Raw genomic sequence first — 23,204 nt, forward strand, 5'->3', positions numbered from 1 at the left:
CTTGATTATTAAATATAATTTTTGACAACATTAGTCATTTGTTTATGCAATTGAGGAAACCTCAGTGTCGTAAGTCCAAAAGACAAGTACTCTGGGGTGTAGCGTGTGGAGTACTCACAGGGGGCGATCGCCTATATATGGGTGGTTTCTAAAATAAATTTCTCCTTTGTTCAAAAAGGAACCAAAGGAAGTCACAGAGCGACTCTAAGCAACAGGACAAGTCCTACACCTTGGATTTGATTTTAGACAATATGTTTCCTTTACCTTATGAGCTGACACCCTCTAAGATATCTAGGAATGACACAAATTCATATAAAGTTCTCACAAAGTTAAGGAAGAATGACCAAAATTGACTATTCTATGATTTCTAAATTGGTGTAACCTAATGCTTTGCAAACTGTATTTTTTGTGCCATAAAGGCATACAAAAACTGAGAGGAGCATGTCACAGTTGAGCGCGATAACATTTTTATACCAACTAACAACGTAATTTGCAGCTAGGATTTGAGCGGTGATAGTGTGAGGATTTTCCGAAACTTTGATATCTTGACAGCTCTCACAAGTATGAATCAGGAGAAAAGACTGTGAAAATAAATTGGTTATTACCTATTACTGTTGCAACTACTACTATTTTCATGCTACAGTCGCAAGCTCAAGCGGCAAAACTACAGTTCTGGCGTTTTGATGCGAGTCAAAACCGATTAGAAATCAACACCGAAGGTTCTGTTCAACCTCAAGCGCAACTCCTGTTCAATCCCACGCGACTGGTTATCGATTTGCCAGAAACTGATCCTGGACGTTCGCAGTTGATTCAGCCAGTAAATAGTCGTTCAATTCGTACCATTCGTGTCAGTGAGTTTGATGGACGAACAACTCGTATAATCATTGAACTGAGTCCAGGTTATACCCTCGATCCAAAGCAGGTGAAATTTGAGGGGAAAAGTTCTAATAACTGGATGGTGCAATTACCAACACCACAAGTTGAACAAGTCGCCTCATCTTCTCCAAACACTTCTTTTAATGTCTACAGCGTAGTGAGGTCTGGTTCTGACTCGACAACCGCTCAAGATATAGGTGTCAAGAGTAGTCCACCAAGTGAAGACACAGTTGTCAATACTACTATAGATGGACCGACCCAAAAACAAACACAGCTCAACAACACTCAAGGATTAACTCAAATTGAAAGCTTACGTGTGACTGGTGATGGATTGTATGTTCGCACAAATGGCGGGAATCCTCAAATCCAGACATTTCGTAGCTCTGACAAAAGTGCCATTAACATCGATATACTTGGTGCTACTTTCTCACCACGTTTCTTGCAGCAAAATAGACCAGTCAATAAGCATGGTATTAAGCGTATTGAATTCACTCAATTAAACACAACACCATCTGGTGTTCGTATGACGCTGTTGGTAGACAGAAATAGCCCAGACTGGCGAGCAAGCGTGAGTAGTTTTGGCGGTTTCGGTGGCTTGATCATTCTGCCAAATGGTGACACAAGCAAATTGTCCAGAGATAGTACAGATAATAATAGTAGTAGTTCACTTCCTAACCCAGACTCTAAGAGTTTCACTCCCCGGAACTCCAACCTCATCTCACCACCAGTTAGTAATTCACTATCTACAATTGAGTCTGTAGAACTGAGTGCTACTGGTACACAACTGCTGATTAGAGGCGATCAACCTCTCTCATCTACCAATAGTGGTTGGGATAGGGCTTCTGGTTTATATCGCATCATCATTCCCAATGCTAAGTTAGCTCCTAGCGTTAGAGGTCCAAATTTTGATGCGAGTAGCCCTGTTCTGCGCATCCGCCTGCAACAACAAGACCCCCGTACGGTTGCTGTCTACATCCAACCAGCATCAGGAGTTCGAATTGGGCTACTCAATCAACTGAGTGGTCAGCTTTTGTCTTTGGAATTACAACGCTCGTTTTCTCCGTTAACTCCTCGTGTCGGTTTACCTCCTTTACCACGATCAAACCCACGACCATTACCGCCAATCACGAACAATCCCTCATTCATACCACAGCCACAGCAGCGCCCTCGGGTACCTAATGGGCGTGTTGTCGTCACTATTGACCCCGGACACGGAGGTCAAGACTCTGGCGCTCCAGGTTTAGGTGGACTGCTGGAAAAAGATGTGGTTTTATCCATTGGCACAAGAGTAGCATCAATTTTACAGCAAAATGGTGTACAAGTTGTACTAACACGCAATACTGACTACTTCGTTACCCTTCAGGGACGGGTAGACATGGCAGCTCAAGCAAATGCTGATTTATTTGTCAGCGTTCACGCGAATTCTGTTGCTCGTCGCCCTGACGTGAATGGGTTAGAGACTTATTACTATGACAGCGGTTTCGATCTAGCTCGTGTCGTCCACAATACCATTCTCCAAAGTATCCCGACTCTGCGAGATCGAGGAGTACGCAAAGCAAGATTCTACGTTCTCAGAAGAAGTTCTATGCCTTCGATTTTAGTAGAAACAGGTTACATGAGTGGTCAGGAGGATAATCCTAGACTGGGAAGCCCTGAATATCAAAATCGCATGGCAGAGGCGATTGCTAATGGTATACTACTATACTTGCGCCAAAGATAGATAGTGGGTAGTGGGTAGTCGTGAGAAAAGCTAACCACTAACAACTACCAGCTAACTACTCAGAAATCATGAATAAAGCTCGTAGCAGCTAACAATTAACAACTACCACATTAACGATATTTGCCCGTGTTTCCATCTTCTCCTTTTGAAGGCAATCTTGACGATTTTTCTGAAGCACCCCAACGTGCCCCAATTGGCATTTTTGACAGTGGTGTAGGTGGTTTAACAGTACTACGTCAACTCTACCGCCAACTCCCAAACGAATCAGTTATTTACTTTGGGGATACAGATCGGCTTCCATATGGTATTCGCTCGCAAGCAGAGATCATACAATTTATGCGTGAAATTCTCACCTGGCTGCAACAGCAGCGTGTTAAGATGGTGGTCATGGCTTGTAACACCAGTTCTGCACTGGCGCTGGAGGCAGTACGTGAAGAGTTTTCTCTACCAATCCTCGACATTATCCTGCCAGGGGCAAGGGCTGCAGTACAAAGTGGAAAGCGCATTGGTGTGATTGCGACACCCGCGACAGCCAAAAGCAATGCCTATCGCCGTGCTATCCTAGAAATAAATCCCCAGGTCCAAGTCTGGCAAGTGAGTTGTCCAGAGTTTGTACCGCTGATTGAGCAAAACCGCATTCATGATCCCTACACAGTAGAAGTGGCACGCTCATATTTAGAACCGTTATTACAGCACGAGATAGACACATTGGTCTATGGCTGTACTCATTATCCTCTGTTGGCACCAATCTTGCGATCGCTTCTGCCTTCATACGTGAAGCTAGTTGATCCAGCAGAATATGTCGTTGGTGCTTGTGCCCAAGATTTAGATATCTTGGGCTTAAGAAACACCTATCCACCTTTGCCAACTTACTTTGCCGTCAGCGGTTGTCCACAGCAATTCGCGAAATCCTCTGTACAATGGTTGGGTTGTAGCCCTGTTGTTCAGGCAGTGCAGTTAACAAATACGGCAGTTTCTAGTAAATAACATCTAGTCATTAGCTATTAGTCAAAGTCTTTTGACTTTTGACTGATGATTAATGACTAATGAAGACCTGTTGCTTCAGTCACATTTGGTCTGACTGTGGCTTTTCGCTGGTACTTTCCTTGAGAAGCCAAATAAACATTTGTTGCAGTGGTTTTCTTTCCCGTTCTCTTTGCTAGAGCTAATAGGAGATAAACTGCTAACAAATAACCGGAAGCTAATATAAAAATCATAGTAGGCATTTCTCCGTAAATCATTTTTTACCAACACTTCTGTTTAATAAATATAAAATCGAATAACATTAGCAAAATGACAGCAACACAAACTGAATTTTTGGTGGCTGTTTTTCCATGCAAAACTATAGGTAGAGTTTTATCTCTCTGCGCTAAACTTACTTATATTTAACTTTTGTTGCAAACTACACTTACAACAGCAGTCAGATTACCAAACAGCAATTCTGAAACACTGTTGAAGCAGTCTACCTAGTCTGCACTTTCCCGCAAACACTTTACCTTGTTGCGTAAGGTTTGCGCTCTTGCTATGCTAATCAAACACAGCATTTCCCCTCAAGGAGAAGCGCATGGTTCTAACTTTAGAGGTTCGGATACCGAGACCTTAACCAACGAGATATATCTCTTGATGACAGTCCGCGATACTTTATTCAGAATCACAACACTAGATAGGTAAAAATACTGATTGGGTACTTTTTTCCAGTGGTATGAATATCCCAAAAAATTTAAATCCCTTGATCTTAGCGTAACACAAGGACCCTGACTTTTTCGCTAATTCTTCTGCTAAATTTGAAATTTTCTAGTATGAGTTATACAAGAATTAGCTAAATTCTTTTTTGAAAAAATAAGTCGTGTGTCATAGGTGATGAGTAAAGGATGTAGGACTTTCTAGGGGTAGTTTTTACCTTTACTTAAATAGTTTACAGTATAAAATGAAGTTTTGGTAAAGATGAAAAGCTTTTGTCTACTGCTTAAGAACTATGATTCCTGAACAACAAGTGCTCAAAATATCACAACTATTAGAGAATATACTAGGATTCGCAAAAGTATATTTTTCTATATACATAGAAAATAAAGAACAGTATCAAAATTTTGCTGACCAAGTAAAGAACTCAGGCACATAGCGGGTAAATAAATCTCCGGTCCTTATGAAAAGGAATAACCGACTACGCCACTTGTGAAGTGGCGCGAATAACAGTCAGTCCAGCGCGCTACAGGAGAAGCTTTCCGCAGCAGGCGACTGGTGAGGCGCGAAGCATAATCAGCCACTGCAGTTTTTCAGTACGAGTGATCAAACGGGCATATTCACCCATTCTGTATTCTTTTCAATCATGAAAACTTTGCGCTGGCACAGGGTTATCTTAAAATGAGTGTAGGATATGTAAACTTTCGTAACTAAAGCCAGAGTCTGCCAATCCATGACCCCAGCCACCTCCCTTTTTTCCCCAGTGGAAGCTGACCTGCAAATACTAGCAGATAATTTGAAACAGCTAGTTGGAAACGGTCATCCCATTCTTTTTGCAGCAGCCGAACATCTATTTGGAGCTGGGGGAAAGCGCATAAGACCGGCAATCGTCCTCCTGATATCGCGGGCGACTATGCTTGAACAAGACATCACGCCTCGTCACCGACGCTTAGCTGAGATTACGGAAATGATTCACACAGCAAGCTTGGTACACGACGATGTGGTAGACGAATCTGAGATACGACGCGGTGTTCCAACAGTTCACAGTTTATTTGGCAACAGAATAGCAATATTAGCAGGAGATTTTCTTTTTGCTCAATCTTCCTGGTATCTAGCCAATCTTGACAATTTGGAGGTGGTGAAACTTCTGTCGGAGGTGATTATGGATCTGGCTACTGGTGAAATTCAGCAGGGCTTGAATCGCTTCGACACAAATATTTCAATTGACACTTACCTGAAAAAAACTTACTACAAAACGGCGTCATTAATTGCTAATAGCTCAAAAGCAGCTGGATTATTGAGCAACGTTTCCCAAGAAACAGCTGAACATTTATACAGCTATGGACGTCATCTTGGTCTGGCATTCCAGATAGTAGATGACATTTTAGATTTCACAAGTTCGACAGATACTTTGGGTAAACCAGCAGGTTCGGATTTGAAAAGTGGTAATTTAACTGCGCCAGTTTTATTCGCATTGGAAGAAAAACCATATTTGGAAGTTTTGATAGACAGAGAGTTTGCCCACAAAGGCGACTTAGAGCAAGCTATGTCCTTGATAAACGATAGTCAAGGTATTCAGCGCTCAAGAGACTTAGCTGCTCACCATGCAAAGCTCGCTGTTGAGCATCTTTGTGATCTGCCACCTTCTGATTCTTGGCAAGCCCTGATGAAAATGGCTGATTACGTACTGAGTAGACTTTATTAGGAGAAATGGGGAAGCCCAGAGAAGACAGACTTGGGGGACAAGGGAGGTTTTTGCCTCCTTGTCCTCCTAACCTGCTAAGTCTAATTCCTGATATGGCTCCTACTGCTCTTGTTAGGCAATATCTGGAGGAATTTGTTTTTTGACTCGGTTTTGCTGTAACTGTTGTTGAATTAAGTGTTGCAGGTCGGTTCGTTGGACTTCGATTGAGTCAGTGGGAATGCCAGAAGTTTCAAAAAAAACTATACTATCTACGGGTTCCATTGCTACCAATTGGAACAAAATGTGAATGACAGGGATGGGTGCAGCTATCAATTGAGGGTCAAGCCCAGCAGATGATCTGTGTGGGACATCCTGTATTGTAGGGAAAGCATAAATAACGCGCTTTTCCAACTGTGGATTTGCGCGGTTGCTCAATGTAGTCAAAACCCAGCTCTGTTCCATGTTCTGGAGAATATAGTACTGGGAATGACGTAATTTCTGAGCGATCGCGTGAAGGACAGGAGCGATTGCAGTGACAAGTTGCGGAGTAACACCATCTTGGGGTGCATTGTCAATTAGCAATTGAATTTGTGCTTTTAAGTCCATAATGACCTGTAAACTGAAGAATGGGTAGTGGCAATAACATCTATGAAAAGCGAACAATCAAACGAAATTTGGCAATTGTAAATTAAGCCTAATTCCATAACACACGATTTAGGTACGTTTGAGTTGTACGTAAAATCCTCGACTCAATACCCTCAGTCTTACAGGTGGTACACAAGTATGTTAGGGTCTTTCTAAACACCAGACTATGAATTCAGCCGCAACCATAACAATTCAGGGAGTCAGTTCTATCGGCGTGGAGGCGATATTTCAACTCCTTTTCAAGGAGCTTCAGCAATCAACCAAAGCTTCGGAGCAAAATTGCCGTGATGTGGCAACACGAATTGCTGCCGAGGTTTATAGAATTTGCAGTGAAAGCAAGCGTATCCAAGCTGCTGGTACTGTAGAAAATTCTGCAATGACCCTTGCCCGACATCGATTACAACAGTGTTTGAGGTACTATGAGCTGGGTTCCAATCGGGGCAGAGTAGAGTTACACAGTACTTTGAGTGCGATTATTTATCGCTACATTAATCCTCCCCAAAGGCAATTAAGTTATCAAGGGCGGCTTGTCGTCATCGAAGATTTCTTGCAGAGTTTTTACCTGGAGGCATTAAACGCCTGCCGACGAGAGAATCAACTAGGCACAACCTATCGTCCTCAAACACTTTTAGAATTAGCAGAATACATGGCATTCACTGAACGCTATGCCAAGAGAAGGATTCCTTTACCAGGACGTCAACAACAGCTCATTATTCTTCGAGCGCAAACATTTTCTCAACAACAACCGCCAGAAACCTGCGTAGATATAGAACAAGCAGCAGAAGGTAGTGGTAACGAAGCGGATGGCTCTTGGGAAGATCCTGCGGTGCAACAATTGCGAAGTGCGATGGCGACACAACCAGAGCCAGAACCCCAAGAAGACACGTTACGCTCCGTCGTGATTACTGAACTAATAAGTTATTTAGAAGAGCGGCAACAATCAGATTGTGCTGATTACTTTGCTTTACGCCTTCAGGACTTATCAGCGCAGGAAATAGAGTCTATATTGGGCTTAACTGCTCGCCAGCGGGATTATTTGCAGCAGCGCTTTAAATACCATTTAATTCGGTTTGCCTTATTGCATCGTTGGGAGTTAGTTCACGAGTGGTTAGAAGCAGATTTGCAGACAAATTTGGGTTTAACTCCTCAGCAATGGGAAGTCTATACAACTCAACTGGACGATAAACAACGCTCTCTACTGGAGTTGAAACAACAAGGTCAGCCCGATGAAAAAATTGCTAAAACCTTGGGCTTATCAATGGCACAAATGCAAAAACAGTGGTTTAAAATTCTTGAACAAGCTTGGGAAATTCGTAACTCCTTAATTTCCGGATCAGGTGCATCGACTCATGAATAGTGACTCAGAATCCTCACAACACCAGTTAATCGCTTGGTTGTTGGCAAAAAATGCCCAAACTAACGATCCAAAATTGGTCAATTGTGAGGACAATGAAGGGGGAAAACATTTTCATCAAACAGCCGCCACCTCAAACGGTGGCGCTTTTGAGTTAAAATGCGTACCCCAAACCTTTCAACTGGGAGAAATTCCTACTGTGCAAGAACGTTTTCAAGCCGTCCTTAAGCGTCGGCTACAAACTCAAATTCAAAACCACCCACCGTTATTCCCTTGGGAAACGCAACTTACAGACTATCCTGAGTGCGTAGACAAACCGCTGGTTGAGTTAGTTCCGGTTTGGAGCTGGGCAGCACAGCTATCTAAGCTGAATCTGCCGGTTCCACTACCAGAAAAAATTTTCCAGCATTTGCTCGAGAAATGTCAGGCGATGATTGCCTCTTCTATGCCATTAGGGGCAAAACTTGTTCAGGCTGTAGACAGCCTCTTCCCTGAAGATTCTCAAACATTGAATGACTTAGCAGGATTAGTGCTAAGAACTCCTTCTCGTTCTGTGGATACTCTAGAAACTATGCCGAATCTAGAGAATGATTATTCAGATTTACAGCCACGGCAACAGATGGCGCTTTCGTTGCTAGCGGCAAAACAACTGCTAGAAAATCTTACTCTACCAGTTTCAGTTAGCAATCCTGTTGTCGAAAGGCAATGGCTAACGAGTCTAGGTATTATTACCCTGAAGGTAGAATATAAAACTCAAGGTCAAGTAACGAAGCTTAGAGTTCAAACTGAGCTGCCTTCTAAAGCGGTTGTAAAGCTCCAAGGAGATGCCTCGCAAGCAATAGCTGAGTCATCCAGCCCAGGATGCTTGAGTGTGGAATTACATAACACGCAACCAAATCAGACTTATACCTTGGAAGTTCAGTTAAAAGAAATAGACCAACGGTCGCTTTTATTTGTGATTGTTCCCACCGTGTAAATAAGTTTGCCATCGCTAGCAATCACGTTGATAAACGCCATTAATATCAAATGAATGTCCTGGTTTTGAAAAACCCTCATTTTTACATAAGCGATCATTAGGGCGTCTACAGAAAGCTGTTGTGAGAAAAATACTTGCGAGTGTGGTTTGACCGACTCGTTTTGTATCTGTAGCGTCCATATCATTGCTTGACTTACATACCCATAGACTGCTTTCTCATTAAGATGTTCAACAGATTCAGGAGCCAGGATTAAGTTGGCGTCTACCTGCAAGTCTTTTCTAGCGGCAAAATATGCAGGAAACGTCGCTATTGATGGAACTGAAAGGTTCGATTACCTTGCAGGTGCTTGTGCTAGCGTTGGTCATTGTATGTGTAAGAACTGTGGCGACGAGCACTGTTACTGAAACTAGATTCAGTCTTTGGTTGCTACCGCTTTGGACGGTAAACGCCATTTGGAGTTACTATCGTCGCCACAGTTCTAATGTCTCGGTTCAGTTCTGTATTTCCATAGAAATTTTGGCAGCACTGGGTTCTCTTGGGGCGATTTTTGGTGATTGAAATGACACGCGGCAAACCCAAATGGAGTGATTCATGACAACTCCAAATGTTTAGTTTTGATACGCCTTGCCCTTAAGACTCGGGATACTCCATATGTTATCAGGTTAGTATTGCTTGGTGTTGCCGCTATGCTGAGTTATACTTTTGCATCCGCCCCAGTGCTGCTGTTATTTTTAGAAATTACCCTCTATTCCCTCCATAAAGTTAGGAATGACTTTGTGTCCAATACTCAAACTTCCGTTGACATCAGCGTTGATTAATCAACTCGTACCAGACTTGTACAAACTCCGCTGAATCCACCTTTTTTGAAAAGACAAATGCAGTCTTTCCATATTTTGGTACTGGGTGACAATCTCATGCACTAGATTGTTCTCAGGCTTCCGGTTAGGAGACACAGAAAAATCAAGAAGTTACGCTTACTGCAGTTAATTTGTTTATCGCTAGCTTATAAAGCTGACAATGTACCTCTATCTATAGTAGTACATATAAAAACTAATTTAAAAAAAAACTCCAATTTGCTAACCAATTTATAGAACTAACTTGCAGTCTGTATCGCCTGTGACAAATATCTGTGTGAACTGATCGTATTTTTCCTTCTTTCTCCCGCTGCCTTTATTGTATTCAGGCTCACTGCTTTTAACGGAGGCGAATTCTCCAAATGCTGATCAATCTTTCGTTGTTGGTTGGTTGTGCAAGATTCTGTCTTGGTAAATCTCGCAAAACCCAGATATTCTAACAACAGATCAAAATCCCCACTATAGCCTTGCAGGTATAGTGGGGGAGGATGTCACGACTCTAGTTTGTAACAATCTTCTGAAAGATACTCTATGCTACTAGAATTTGTTCCTGTTGAAGAATTTTACTTTGTCTTAACTTTAGCAGTTCGCACTCTGGAAGAATTGGAAAAACCAGGTTTGGTTGAACAGGTGCGATCGCGACTGTTGGTAGAATGCGGTCAACCTTCCACTGTCGCACCTGGTAAACAAAATACTTTTAACTATGTATTTCATGTACAAGGTATAGACAATAGTCCTGCTTCTGGACTTGTTGTTTCCATTTCAGACTGGCAAGATAAACTACGTCTGAGTAGCGATTATGGATGGACGCTCGATCCAGAACGCAAGCCTATTCGCACAGAAAAGTATACTCAGCGGTCATATTTCGCCCAACAGTTGCGATCGCACTTACAACTATGGTTACAGCTTCCCTTTAACAGTTAAAGAGATATCTAGACTAAAAATTAAAAATCAAAAAAGCTTGATTTTTAATTTTTAATCTCTCCTTCATAAGGATTAACTCGTCGTTTGTGCAGCGAGCATTTGCTTGAGTTTTTCCAACTCATTAGCCCACCTTGGATCTGGACGAATAGCTTCATCCGTACTCGCGGCTGGTGTATTTTCTCTGGCACCGCCACTACGACGAGACTTCTTAGAGTTTTTCTCTTTACGGTTGTTTTCTTTTGTTGGAGCTGGGCTAGGGTTGCTAGTTGTGGCATGACTAGTAACTTTAGCAGGTTGCTCCTCGCTATTTTCCTCTCCTTTTGTACGAGGCAATGCCTTCTCGAGTTTGATCGGAGACTCTTTGAACAAGTGACCATTGTACTTTTCAATAATTTGGTCTGCTTGTTCGTCATTGTTTACTGTCAAAAAACCAAATCCACGACATTTGCCGGTTTTTCGGTCTTTAATCAGTTTAGTCGTAACAGCATCGCCTTCTGCTGCAAAAACTGCTTGCAGATCTTGACGATCTATTTCTTCTTTGGGCAAATTACCTATGTATAGGCGAACGGACATGAACGACACCTCCACAAGTTAAGTGAAAACGACCAGGCAAAAAACAGTAGCTTGGCTCTGGCTTTCGATAGATATTATTGACCAACGCTGCCATCAACCAATTTTTCTCTCCAAACTGTTAACCTATACAATACAGTTTTTTACCAGGATAAAGCTTGCTTAATACAAAAGCGCACAACTCTAATGACACCTTTATTCTAAGAATTTTGAATTCTACAGCCTACTGCTGACAATTGGAAAGTTCTTCTACACTTTTTCTCTAAAGAATTAAACACTATTCCCTACATTATCACGCTATTTTACACGCAGCTAGTTCAGGTTAGACATTTTTAGCAATAGCATCATAACATGGTAGCATAAAATACACTTTTTCTAAAGTTTAGTGTTACATAAACAAAAACCAGCCAGTTGATGGCTGATTAAGTGCTGTGTTGGGGAGAAAAAGAGTATATATAGGCACAAGCAGCCGCAGCGATCACTAAGTTTGGTAACCAAAGTATATCAATTCTGGCTGCATTCATTAAGAATAGTAACATTTTATTGAGATTTGCGCCACTTTTATTTACAAATCGCTGTGCGAAGTTATGGAGTCAGAATTCAGGAGTCACCAAGTCACCAAGTCAGGAATTATAATTCTCCGCTTTTCGTTTTTTCTACGAAGAAATTCGCTTTTTTGAGATCTGACTCGTCTAGACGTCGTACACTAGTGAAGTTTGCCGGGCAGAAGATTTTGAAGGCGCGAGCCTTAGGTCATTCACAGCTTAGGAGCGACTGACGTCTTCGTTCTTTCTTGGTAAAATAACTACTGAGAATTGACTCTTAACCGTTCCTAGCCCTTGACTAACCTTTTAACAAGATGTAAGCTCCCCAAGCCTCTGTTGCAACAGCTAAAACTGTAGACCAAATGGGATGAGGACTGTAGATAGTTGTACCGTTATGAGTTTGCAAAGTGTGAACGTCAATCCAAGGTGTTGCTCCTCGTCGTAACCAACCTGTTACCGTAATTTGCTGACCAATTAAGTCCTGAGGATTGACCTGTTTTCCCAGCCACCAGATATAGTGTAATTTTACCGAAGCTGTACTGGATTGCAGGATAAAATCTTGTCCCAAGTGGTGAGTTGTCCCTCGGCGACCCAATAGTTTACCGACAAGACATACGCTGATACTATCAGATGGAAAGACTGCTGGGTTGGATAACGACTCAGGCAATCGCTCATCTGTTTGAATCGTACTAGGTTTTATATCTGGGAAAAAAGAATTGATCCGGACTAATGTACCGATACTAAATCCAATCAAGAAGCAACCTGTCAGAAAAGACCAATCATCGTATATCCACTTTAAGTTCAAAAACTTCAGTGTATATGTCGTTTGCCAAACAAGCCAGATGAGAATGGCAAACACACTACCTATAGAAATTCCTAAAAAGGGAGCAATTTGAATGAAAAAAGATTGACTCTTAATCCTCAAAGGCTTTTGGTTTACCAAATTCAATTCTGTTTCTAAATGCCAATAGCGGGCTATTGATAACAGACGTTGCAGGCGATCGCCTATCAAAGGATGAGTATTGTTCAGGACAAACCACCAGCGATAGGGATTGAGATAGTCCCACATCAAAAATGATTCAAAGGTGGTGTTATGAGCAATACTACCCAAACAAATACTTTGCTGATACCCTACAGGCGATATTATATTTAAGCTTTGCAACTGCCAACTGGTGTGTTCTTGTTTTTGGATATCACCAGCAATACCGATCGCAATTTTCAGTAAAGCACGGACAAGAGCGTTAGGATTACCAGTGATGTCAACAGCCAAGCGATCGCTGTAGTAGAGCCGCAGTTGAGACAACCATAATCCAGTTCCACTCAACAAACACCAAACGACATAGGCGAGGCTTGCCATAATACCCACAACCCAACGCCAGATTCTTACTGTTGTTCTGTCTGCGCATTGATAAAAAAACTGATATACTTTATAGATTGGGATTGTTATAACTAATATCAAAGACATAACAATAAAGTCCCAATGAATGATATGCCCCAATTGACTGGCATACACTGTAGCAATCTCATCATCTGCAAGTTGCTCTAACAACCCCTGACTCACCACAATTCGAGCAGTACGAGGTGAGTTACCATAAGTCAGTATCAAAGGTGCCGTTAATGGCAAAACACCCAGCTTAAGTAACTGCAAACCTTGTCGTTGGCAATGGCGTTGTAAAATTTCGACAGCTTCTTGACTATACCGATTTAATATGTCTGTTTCCAGTTTTCGCTGACCATAGAAATCTGTCAATATTCGGTCTAGCAACCACGGAGAAAAACCTAATAAGATAAGCAGGACAAGCAGCAAGAATAAAGTAGGATTAGCGTACAAAAGCTGTATCGGTTCCAAATACGGGAGTTTTACGAGGATAGTGTTGAGAAAAGATATTATTAAGACAACGAGTTCTCGTATCACCCAAAACAGAGCAATAAACGTTCCTAGTATCAGCAGCCGAAAGGGTATTAAGTTCAGCTTTTGCTTTTGTTGCCAAGTCTTTGCTCTTGTTGCTTGTCGCCAATGAATTGTCAGTAGTTGAGATTTTTCATCATTTGTAGAGGAAGATGAAGGAGGAAGAGAGTGAGTTAAGGGAGTGGAGGAAGATGAGGAAGTAGAGGAAGATTCCAGGTTTTGAATTTTGAGATTGCGTCGCTTCCCGCCACGGCTTCGCCTCGCGGCTTTGGCTGGCAACGCTACACGATTTTGAAGTTTGAATTGATTTGTCTGCTTGTCTGTTGCTTCCTCTGCTTCCTCTGTCTTTTTCTCCTTTTCAGGAGGCACTAAACTCGTCACGTTACTAACTTGACGGGGAAGTGTCAACTGCTCTAAGGTGAGATTTGCCCACTGTTGTACTTCGAGATTTTGACTTTGAGTGAGAGTTTCGCATAAAGCGATCGCCTTTGGGAGATTACCGCTTTTCGTATAAGCTACAACTAAGGCAATCTGTGCTTGTAACCCAATGTTACTGTTACCATCTCTTTCGGCGACTGCTTCTAGAGTGGCGATCGCATTTTGGTAATCTCCTTGCTTGACTGCGGATAACCCTGCCTCCAAAGATGGTTCAGGATGTGAAGGCATAAATATTCTCTCACTCTTAACAACTAACTATTTGAATCTGTCGGTTGTTGTCCAGAAACGACGGGGGCAATATTACTGAGTTTCAATTCTGGATGGTCTTCCTGTAATTGGTGACAGTTCCATTCATTGCGGAATAATAACACTGGACGCCCCATGCTGTCTCTGACTGTAGTTGTATTAAATAAGCGTCCTATTTTATTCAGCGCTTCCCAGCCGCCTTCTACCCAACGGGCGACACTGTAAGGCAACATTTCTAGCAGAGTTTCGACTCCATACTCGTTTTGTAAGCGGAATTGTACCACTTCAAATTGCAACTGACCGACTGCTGCCAAAATCGGATCGCGTTTGGCTTCATCTACGGAGTACATTATTTGCACAGCTCCTTCTTCGCGCAATTCAGAAACACCTTTTTGAAACTGCTTGAATTTAGAAGGGTTGGGGTTACGCAGAACTGCAAATAACTCAGGCGAGAAATAGGGAATCCCCTCATATTCTAGCTTTTGTCCGGTGTAAATAGTATCGCCGATTGCAAAAACACCAGGATTGTTCAAACCAATCACATCACCAGCATAAGCAACATCTATTGATTCCCGTTCTTGGGCAAATAATTTTTGTGGACGAGACAAGCGGATTGTTTTGCCAGTGCGGGCATGATTGACAGTCATGTCTTTTTCAAATTTACCAGTACAAACACGAATAAAGGCGACGCGATCGCGGTGTTTGGGATCCATGTTTGCTTGGAGTTTGAAGACAAACCCAGAAAACTCCGGGTATATTGGGGTAACTTCACCAACGGTGCTATTATGAGGACCTGGTTTGAGAGCATACTCAAGAAACTCTCTTAAGAATAACTCTACTCCGAAGTTGGTCATGGCACTACCAAAGAAAACGGGTGTCATTTTGCCTTGATGAACCAATTCCAAATCTAATTCTGGTCCCACTCCTTCTAAAAGTTCTAAATCGTTTTTGAGTTGGTAGTAAAGGTCTTGTTCTAAAAGTTCTTCTATTTTCGCATCGCCTAAGTCAACGACTGTATCTAGGGCTTCGCGACTACCGTGGGCGCTTCTTTCAAACAGGTGTATTTGTTGTTTCTCACGAGCATACACACCTTTGAAGCGATCGCCCATACCAATAGGCCAATTAACAGCATAAGTTACGAGGCCCAATTCCTGTTCAATTTCGTCCAACAGTTCCAAAGGTTCTCTTCCTGGACGATCCAACTTATTCACAAATGTGAAGATGGGTATCCCACGCAGCTTACACACTTCAAACAACTTCCGTGTCTGAGGTTCCAAACCTTTTGCCACATCAATCAGCATCACAGCATTATCTGCCGCTGCCAAGGTACGATAGGTATCTTCACTAAAATCTTGGTGTCCAGGCGTATCTAACAAATTTATCTGACAATTTTGATACTCAAACTGCAATACTGTAGAAGTAATCGAAATACCTCTTTGCTGTTCCATTGCCATCCAGTCAGAGGTTGCTTTACGCTGTGCCCGTCTTGCTTTCACTGCGCCAGCTTCATGAATGGCTCCTCCGTACAGTAGTAATTTTTCTGTCAGTGTCGTTTTCCCAGCATCTGGGTGAGAAATAATTGCAAAGTTGCGACGGCGATCAACTGCTTTGTGCAGTTCCGACTGAAGTTCAGTAGACATAATGTTATTTGATGGTTTGTAACTTAACTTAACTTAACTTTTTCCAACTTTAGTAAGTCTTTTCATCTTAAGACAACAATGCTCATGATAGGGTCGTTATAGTATCACCAAACTACTGAGGGAGGAAAAAGAATGTACGATCCAGACAAGCGAAAAATTTTATCAGCACTGAGTCATGGTGCAATCTTCTTGAGCGCTACCTTGGTGTCTGTGGGTCTACCCATTGCTATACTCTTTGTGTCTGAAGACCCAGTTGTGAGGGAAAATGCTAAAGAATCCATTAACTTCCACTTTAATGTATGGCTTTATGGAGCGATTGTTACAGCATTGACTTGGATAACCTTAGGTGTGCTGTTACCACTAGCAGGTTTATGGTTTCTCATCCATTGGGGACTGACAATTTGGGCTGTTTTTCATGTTATTAGCGATCCAGATAAACCTTTTCGCTATCCTTTTATTTTTCGGGTTTTTTAGTTATCTATCATCAGCTCTAACGCCGTTAGTCATTCATCAAAAAACTGTAGACTAATGGGACCTTTATTTTGGACGAATTGCCCTCACATCACCATTAATTTTTAATTACGTCCACAGGAAGAAATAAAGGTAATTTTTAAGATATTTGTTTGACGAAATAGCTGTAAAATACAAAATTACTCCACAACGTGACAAGTAGTAGGGCACAGAGACCACAGCGTTTTTAGAGGTCTCTCCCTTGTTCCGCAAATGGCATGACAGTTCAGCGCTTTAAGTAGTTTGTTAGTAGTTTGTCTAACAACAGAGCGTTTTTGTCCTACTATTTGTAACGTTTTGTTTTGTGTCCATTTTGTATTACTGAATTCACAAAAATTTATGTTTCCTACCCATCGCCCTCGCCGTCTGCGTACCCACCCACAATTGCGCCGTATGGTACGCGAAACTGTTCTAAATACAAATGATTTAATTTACCCTCTGTTTGCCGTACCAGGTGAGGGAATTGCCAATGAAGTCAGATCGATGCCTGGAGTCTACCAACTTTCGATAGACAAAATAGTAGAAGAGGCAAAAGAAGTTTATGATTTAGGAATTCCTGCCATTATTTTGTTTGGTATTCCTGCAGACAAAGATGTTGATGCAACTGGCGCATGGCATGATTGCGGTATTGTTCAAAAAGCGGCGACTGCAGTCAAAAAAGCAGTACCAGATTTGATAGTGATTGCTGATACTTGTCTGTGTGAGTACACAAGTCACGGACACTGTGGTTATCTACAAGTGGGTGATTTAAGCGGACGGGTTTTGAATGATCCAACTCTGGATTTACTTGGAAAAACAGCAGTTTCTCAAGCACAAGCTGGGGCAGATATCATCGCTCCTTCTGGGATGATGGATGGATTTGTACAAGCGATTCGTAGCGCTTTGGATGAAGCAGGATTCCAAGATACCCCGATTTTGTCGTATGCTGCTAAATATGCTTCGGCTTACTACGGTCCATTTCGGGATGCTGCAGATTCAGCTCCACAGTTTGGCGATCGCCGGACATACCAAATGGATCCCGGTAACTCTCGCGAAGCTTTAAAAGAAATCGCGCTGGATATTGCTGAAGGTGCGGATATGCTGATGGTGAAGCCAGCTTTGGCATACATGGACATTATTTGGCGCGTTAAGGAAGCTTGTAACTTACCTGTTGCAGCTTATAACGTTTCTGGTGAGTATGCCATGATTAAAGCTGCAGCTTTAAACGGGTGGATTGATGAACAGCGTGTGGTGATGGAAACTCTCACCAGCTTCAAACGCGCCGGGGCTGATCTAATTTTAACATACCATGCCAAAGATGCGGCGCGGTGGTTACGATAGGTGGTGACTTTTACCTCAAGTGTCACAACAAAATAAAGTTTTGATAACTTTGCTGATAATCTCACACAAAATTGCAAAGGCTCAGAGCCAATCTAGGTGTCTTTGTGGTTAGGTGTGAGATTATCCTGTTATTGGGAGATAAATTTGAATGCAAGACTTTTTCCATGACACATAAACTCACACTTTCGCAAGAGACTGCTTTTCCCCAAACGTTGAAAAACAGAAATTTAAAGGGGTGAGGGTTATCGCCCGTTTGCCAGATACGTAACTAATAGATTATAAAATAATATAGTTAAGAAATAATCCTCAGTTGGCTTTTTTACGTCAATTGATTTATTAAATTAAGTACTATAGTTTTGGAAAGGGAGCATGAAGTATGGATATGCAAGTCCTGAGAGAGCGTGCGGGACTTAGCCGTGCAGAGGTTGCCTTCAGGCTTGCAATTAGTGAAACTAGTGTTCGCAACTGGGAAGCAGGGCGCACAGAGCCTACTATGACACCCAAAAAATATTTAGACGCATTACGCTTGTTTAAATGTACACCAGAGGAGCTGGCTGCTGCAAGTGAAAAATCTATAAATCAGCGACATAAACGTAAACCAGGAAGACCCAGAAGATTTCCTGAAAATTCAGTTAATCCGTCTGGTGGAGTGAATCAGGTGACTCAGGTGAATCCAGTTACAGAGTCGCCAAGTTTCCACTTAAAGGAAGCTGGATATTAAGTTCAATTTACAGCCGGTTTTAGCTAAAGTCGTGCTAACGCACCACTTTGCTAACACGCCTAAGCGGAACGAGACACAGTACTGTTCGGTTCAGCGAAAATTAGAAACCCAGTTTCACAAGAGTTACCGGGTTTGTGGAACCTCAATAATCGTTAACCGACAAGTATTGGAACGAGACACACTTTTTTTGTCGTCTATCAAAACATAATGGGAGGGTGAGAACCCCTACCTTTTAAGGAGGGGCGAGGGTCTTACACGTAGAAAAATAAGCCAGCCCTATTACTACGCGTACCCGTCTTATTCCACGGAAAATCAAAACAAGGGCTGGCTTATTTTTCCGGGGACAATGCGTCGGATGAAACCCGATTCAAAGGGATAAATCCCTTTGTTTCTGTTGTTGGAACTTTTGTATGAATAATCGTGTCATACTGTATATAGCGCGTTAAAACGCGAAACCATTGTAGGAAAGTCTTCCGCTTCCATGCCCAGCAAACCGATAATGACACTGGCTTCTGGGAAAAAGGCAAATAAACTGAATTTTTAGACCCATCCGAGGGGGGACGCCTCTTAGATGTAAAACTAAAATGCTTGTTGAGACGGTGAGACCAGCGCTGCGGGAGGGTTTCCCTCCGCAGGCGACTGGCGAACCCGGAGGGTCTGGCGGGGAGTAAGTCACAAGGCTGCTCTAGTCAAGAGTCCAAGAAACAAGAAGAAAGGTGTAACAGCACGGCAACAGCGCGCTAATGGAACAACTTTTAAGAATCCCCTGGCTTTTTGTTAAGATGAGCGCAGCGATATCTTAACAGCCAGGGGAGTACGTCAACTCCAAACTGCGAGTTGTGATGACGAAAGCAACCGTGCGAGGGCGAAGTGATCACGCATTCTCCCCCAAAAATCTCTTCCTTAAAAGTAAATAGACATTAAGCAACTCGTGCGTTGGCTCACCATATTAGGGAGCAGATGCGCGTTAAGATTCTAAAACAGTAATCGCAATAAAAGTCTAATGGCAGAAACACTGTTCTTCAACGCTTTGCGGGAAGCCATTGATGAAGAAATGGCACATGACGCAACTGTATTTGTTCTTGGTGAAGACGTAGGACACTACGGCGGTTCCTACAAAGTCACTAAAGACTTATACAAAAAATATGGCGAACTCCGGCTTCTAGATACCCCAATCGCCGAAAATAGCTTTACGGGTATGGCTGTTGGGGCAGCAATGACAGGGTTGCGACCAATCGTTGAAGGCATGAATATGGGCTTTTTGCTGCTTGCCTTTAACCAAATCGCTAACAATGCTGGAATGCTGCGCTATACTTCTGGCGGTAACTTTAAAATTCCAATGGTGATTCGTGGTCCTGGAGGCGTGGGTAGACAGTTAGGCGCAGAACATTCCCAGCGCTTAGAAGCATACTTCCAAGCTGTACCAGGGTTGAAGATTGTTGCCTGCTCCACACCTTACAACGCCAAAGGATTGCTCAAATCAGCTATCCGTGATGATAACCCAGTATTGTTCTTTGAACACGTTCTGCTTTACAACTTGAAAGAAGATTTACCAGAACAAGAATATCTGCTGCCTTTAGATAAAGCAGAAGTCGTACGGCGTGGAAAAGATGTGACAATTCTGACTTATTCACGAATGCGCTATCATGTGATGCAAGCGGTCAAAACACTTGAAAAAGAAGGTTATGACCCAGAAGTGATTGATTTAATATCATTAAAGCCACTCGATTTTGATACAATAGGTGCGTCTATACAAAAAACACATCGAGTCATTATAGTGGAAGAGTGCATGAGAACAGGGGGCATTGGAGCGGAATTAATCGCCTCCATTAACGAACGCTTATTTGATGAATTGGATGCACCTGTGCTACGGCTTTCTTCACAAGATATTCCTACGCCTTACAATGGGAATTTGGAGAGATTAACCATTGTTCAACCAGAGCAAATAGTTGAAGCTGTGGAAAAGATGGTCGCTTTACGTGTTTAAGAGTTAGGATTGGGGACTGGTTAGTCATCAGTGGTGAATGGTTGATTGTGTAGAATATTAACAGCGAAAGTTCGCAACCAACAATCCCCAATCCTTTGTAAAAGTCATCACTCAAAACTCTTAAAACTCTTCCAAAGAACGCTATCATAGCGTTTGTCGCAGCGAGTAAGGGTATGCAAAGACAGCGATCGCTATTAGCTTTGATTTTAGTATTGGTAATTGCCGCCATTGCGGCAATTGCCAAAATTCCTGTACCTCTGGGATTAGATCTGCGAGGAGGTGCGCAGCTGACCATTCAGGTAAAAACAACACCAGAAATTAAACAAATTACCGAACGAGAATTAGAAGCTGTCAAAGGAGTCGTCGAAGGTCGTGTCAATGGTTTAGGCGTTTCGGAACCAGTGATCCAAACTGCAGGGACAGACAAAATTTTAGTCCAATTACCTGGAGTGAATGACCCAGAGCAAGCAGAACGGATTCTTGGAGGTACGGCGCAGTTAGAGTTCAAAAAACAAAAGCCGAATACAGAAACTCAACTGTTTACTCTGTTTCAAGTGTCAAGAACACAATTGAAAGCAAAGCAAGCAGAACTGCGAAAGGGTAACGACAAAGCCGCCATTGAGAAAAATCAGCAAGAACTACAAAAGAATAACCAGGCGATCGCTGAATTATTTGAAAGCACAAATCCACCACTGACTGGTAAATACCTGAAAGACGCCTACGGTGAACCAACCCAAAGTAACAACTGGAATGTAGCCATTCGCTTCAATGATAAGGGTGGAGAACTGTTTGCGGAACTGACAAAGCAACTTGCCGGTACTGGACGCAGCATAGGTATTTTCCTAGATAATGAACTTATCAGTTCTCCTACCGTAGGTCCAGAATTCGCTGCATCCGGTATTGCTGGAGGAGCAGCTGTGATTACAGGTCGATTTACAGCACAAGAAGCCAACGACTTAGGCGTGCAGCTACGCGGTGGATCATTACCCGTACCCGTGGAAATCGTTGAGAACCGTACAGTCGGAGCAACCTTGGGTAAAGACAGCATCCAAAGTAGTATCTATGCCGGAATCGGTGGTTTGGTTTTAGTCTTAATATTTATGGTGGTATACTATCGACTACCTGGTTTGATTGCTGATATTGCTCTAGTCATCTACGCCCTACTGACATATGCTACCTTCGTTTTGCTGGGTGTTACCTTAACTCTTCCTGGCATTGCTGGATTCATCCTCAGTATCGGTATGGCAGTTGATGCTAACGTACTCATTTTTGAGCGTACGCGAGAAGAATTGCGAGCTGGCAAATCCCTGTATCGTTCTGTGGAATCTGGTTTTTACCGAGCATTTTCTAGTATTTTAGATAGTAATGTCACAACATGGATTGCTTGTGCCGCACTGTTCTGGTTGGGGTCTGGCTTGGTGAAAGGCTTTGCTCTCACGTTAGCTTTAGGTGTACTTGTCAGTATGTTTACAGCAGTTACCTGTAGTCGTACATTGATGTTTTTAGCGATTTCTTTCCCTGCGCTGCGCAAAGGCGAACTTTTCTGTCCGAACCTGCCAATGACAAATAAGGCAGAGGTGGCAAGATGAAACTAAGTATTAGTAAATCGCGATCGCTCTGGTGGACTGTTTCTGCCATCGTTATTCTTGCTGGTATCATCTCAATGGTGATTTCTTGGCAACAAATTGGTTCTCCCCTGCGTCCTGGTTTGGATTTTGTTGGTGGTACACGCTTACAGTTTGAACGGGATTGTACCAAGCCAAACAACTGCGACAAACCAATAGATATCAACGTCGTGCGGGAAGTCGCACAAGAAAGAGGGTTGGGTGATAGCAGTATCCAAGTTGTCACCGATAAAGAAACGGGCAAAGAAAACGGCATATTACTTCGGACAAAAAACTTAACACCAGAGCAACGGAGCGAACTTCAAAATGCTTTAAGCGAAAAAATAGGCGCTTTCGATCAGCAAAAAAATCAAATTGATACAGTAGGTCCGACTCTTGGGCAAGAATTGTTGAAGTCTGGTTTAATCGCTCTGCTCGTTTCTTTTATTGGTATTGTGATTTACATGGCTATTCGCTTCCAATGGGATTACGCCGTGTTTGCGATCGTCGCCCTATTTCACGATGTCTTAATCACAGTAGGGATTTTCTCGATTTTAGGGTTAACACTACGTACGGAAGTAGATAGCCTTTTCATCGTCGCTCTGTTAACAATTACAGGTTTTTCAGTAAACGACACTGTTGTCATTTATGATCGCATTCGCGAAACCCTCAAAACAAATCCTAATCGCCCCATTGCCGATATTGTAGATGATGCCGTCAACCAAACCCTCACACGGTCAATAAACACAAGTTTAACAGTGTTACTGACATTATTTGCTATCTTCCTATTTGGCGGAGAAACACTGAAAAATTTTGCCTTGGCATTGATTATTGGTTTTGCAGCTGGGGCTTATTCAAGTATCTTCATTGCCAGCACTCTTCTAGTTTGGTGGCGAGAACGCAGAGGCAAACCAACGCCACCTCAGAGTGTAACAGAATCCATCGACGCACCTGCAGATAATTCCTAATTAGTCATTAGTTACTCCCCCCACCTCCCCAC

Annotated in this window: 18 protein-coding genes; 13 read left to right on the forward strand and 5 right to left on the reverse strand. The window is 42.5% G+C overall.

Annotated features, from left to right (window positions below; genetic code table 11):
* Positions 1 to 583 precede the first annotated feature (583 nt).
* A complete protein-coding gene (locus DP117_RS08510) occupies positions 584 to 2,596 on the forward strand; it encodes an N-acetylmuramoyl-L-alanine amidase (protein WP_169217886.1) in 2,013 nt (670 codons plus the stop codon).
* 126 nt (positions 2,597 to 2,722) lie between these two features.
* Complete coding sequence (gene murI, locus DP117_RS08515) at positions 2,723 to 3,583, forward strand: glutamate racemase (RefSeq protein ID WP_169217887.1); 861 nt, start codon at positions 2,723 to 2,725, stop codon at positions 3,581 to 3,583.
* A 56-nt stretch (positions 3,584 to 3,639) separates the two neighbouring features.
* On the opposite strand, the gene DP117_RS08520 is transcribed toward murI, so the two are convergent.
* Positions 3,640 to 3,822: a hypothetical protein gene (locus DP117_RS08520; protein WP_248277588.1), complete on the reverse strand. Its 183-nt coding sequence runs from the start codon at positions 3,820 to 3,822 to the stop codon at positions 3,640 to 3,642.
* 1,187 nt (positions 3,823 to 5,009) lie between these two features.
* Between DP117_RS08520 and sds the strand changes: the two genes are divergently transcribed.
* Positions 5,010 to 5,981, forward strand: a complete 972-nt coding sequence (gene sds, locus DP117_RS08525) for a solanesyl diphosphate synthase (protein WP_169217889.1) — start codon at positions 5,010 to 5,012, stop codon at positions 5,979 to 5,981.
* Positions 5,982 to 6,092: 111 nt separating this feature from the next.
* Here the strand turns inward: sds and DP117_RS08530 are convergent, their stop codons facing one another.
* On the reverse strand, positions 6,093 to 6,566 hold the full coding sequence (locus DP117_RS08530; protein WP_169217890.1) for a hypothetical protein: 474 nt from the start codon (positions 6,564 to 6,566) through the stop codon (positions 6,093 to 6,095).
* Positions 6,567 to 6,771: 205 nt separating this feature from the next.
* Here DP117_RS08530 and hetZ point away from each other — a divergent pair, with 205 nt between their 5' ends.
* The 4 genes from hetZ (at position 6,772) to DP117_RS08550 (ending at position 10,714) form a co-directional block, all read left to right on the forward strand.
* Positions 6,772 to 7,962 carry a heterocyst differentiation protein HetZ gene (gene hetZ / locus DP117_RS08535; protein ID WP_169217891.1) on the forward strand — a complete coding sequence of 397 codons (1,191 nt, stop codon included), beginning with the start codon at positions 6,772 to 6,774 and terminating at the stop codon, positions 7,960 to 7,962.
* Complete coding sequence (locus DP117_RS08540; protein ID WP_169217892.1) at positions 7,955 to 8,935, forward strand: PatU; 981 nt, start codon at positions 7,955 to 7,957, stop codon at positions 8,933 to 8,935. Before hetZ ends, DP117_RS08540 begins: the two co-directional genes overlap by 8 nt.
* Positions 8,936 to 9,245: 310 nt before the next feature.
* Positions 9,246 to 9,494 (forward strand): hypothetical protein, encoded by a 249-nt coding sequence (locus DP117_RS08545; RefSeq protein WP_169217893.1) that lies wholly within the window; start codon positions 9,246 to 9,248, stop codon positions 9,492 to 9,494.
* An 827-nt stretch (positions 9,495 to 10,321) separates the two neighbouring features.
* Entirely contained in the window at positions 10,322 to 10,714 is a 393-nt protein-coding gene (locus DP117_RS08550) for a hypothetical protein (RefSeq protein WP_169217894.1), read from the forward strand.
* Between the two features lie 72 nt (positions 10,715 to 10,786).
* Here DP117_RS08550 and DP117_RS08555 read toward each other — a convergent pair whose 3' ends face one another.
* The 3 genes from DP117_RS08555 to prfC all read right to left on the reverse strand — a co-directional run bounded on the left by DP117_RS08555 (position 10,787) and on the right by prfC (position 16,062).
* Complete coding sequence (locus DP117_RS08555; RefSeq protein WP_169217895.1) at positions 10,787 to 11,287, reverse strand: RNA-binding protein; 501 nt, start codon at positions 11,285 to 11,287, stop codon at positions 10,787 to 10,789.
* An 840-nt stretch (positions 11,288 to 12,127) separates the two neighbouring features.
* On the reverse strand, positions 12,128 to 14,404 hold the full coding sequence (locus tag DP117_RS08560; protein ID WP_169217896.1) for a zinc metalloprotease HtpX: 2,277 nt from the start codon (positions 14,402 to 14,404) through the stop codon (positions 12,128 to 12,130).
* A 23-nt stretch (positions 14,405 to 14,427) separates the two neighbouring features.
* Positions 14,428 to 16,062 (reverse strand): peptide chain release factor 3, encoded by a 1,635-nt coding sequence (gene prfC, locus DP117_RS08565; RefSeq protein ID WP_169217897.1) that lies wholly within the window; start codon positions 16,060 to 16,062, stop codon positions 14,428 to 14,430.
* A gap of 132 nt (positions 16,063 to 16,194) precedes the next feature.
* On the opposite strand from prfC, the gene DP117_RS08570 reads away from it, so the two are divergent.
* The 6 genes from DP117_RS08570 (at position 16,195) to secF (ending at position 23,172) form a co-directional block, all read left to right on the forward strand.
* Positions 16,195 to 16,536, forward strand: a complete 342-nt coding sequence (locus DP117_RS08570) for a DUF4870 domain-containing protein (protein WP_169217898.1) — start codon at positions 16,195 to 16,197, stop codon at positions 16,534 to 16,536.
* A 375-nt stretch (positions 16,537 to 16,911) separates the two neighbouring features.
* On the forward strand, positions 16,912 to 17,892 hold the full coding sequence (gene hemB, locus DP117_RS08575) for a porphobilinogen synthase (RefSeq protein WP_169217899.1): 981 nt from the start codon (positions 16,912 to 16,914) through the stop codon (positions 17,890 to 17,892).
* 376 nt (positions 17,893 to 18,268) lie between these two features.
* Positions 18,269 to 18,613, forward strand: coding sequence for a helix-turn-helix transcriptional regulator (locus DP117_RS08580; RefSeq protein WP_169217900.1), 345 nt, complete (start codon positions 18,269 to 18,271; stop codon positions 18,611 to 18,613).
* 1,003 nt (positions 18,614 to 19,616) lie between these two features.
* On the forward strand, positions 19,617 to 20,600 hold the full coding sequence (locus DP117_RS08585) for an alpha-ketoacid dehydrogenase subunit beta (RefSeq protein ID WP_169217901.1): 984 nt from the start codon (positions 19,617 to 19,619) through the stop codon (positions 20,598 to 20,600).
* 173 nt (positions 20,601 to 20,773) lie between these two features.
* Positions 20,774 to 22,189 (forward strand): protein translocase subunit SecD, encoded by a 1,416-nt coding sequence (secD, locus tag DP117_RS08590; RefSeq protein ID WP_169217902.1) that lies wholly within the window; start codon positions 20,774 to 20,776, stop codon positions 22,187 to 22,189.
* The gene (gene secF / locus DP117_RS08595; protein WP_169217903.1) at positions 22,186 to 23,172 is read left to right on the forward strand and encodes a protein translocase subunit SecF; all 987 of its coding nucleotides are present in this window, start codon (positions 22,186 to 22,188) and stop codon (positions 23,170 to 23,172) included. Before secD ends, secF begins: the two co-directional genes overlap by 4 nt.
* The last annotated feature ends 32 nt before the right edge of the window (positions 23,173 to 23,204 follow it).

Source organism: Brasilonema sp. UFV-L1 (assembly GCF_012912105.1).
Lineage (GTDB): Bacteria > Cyanobacteriota > Cyanobacteriia > Cyanobacteriales > Nostocaceae > Brasilonema.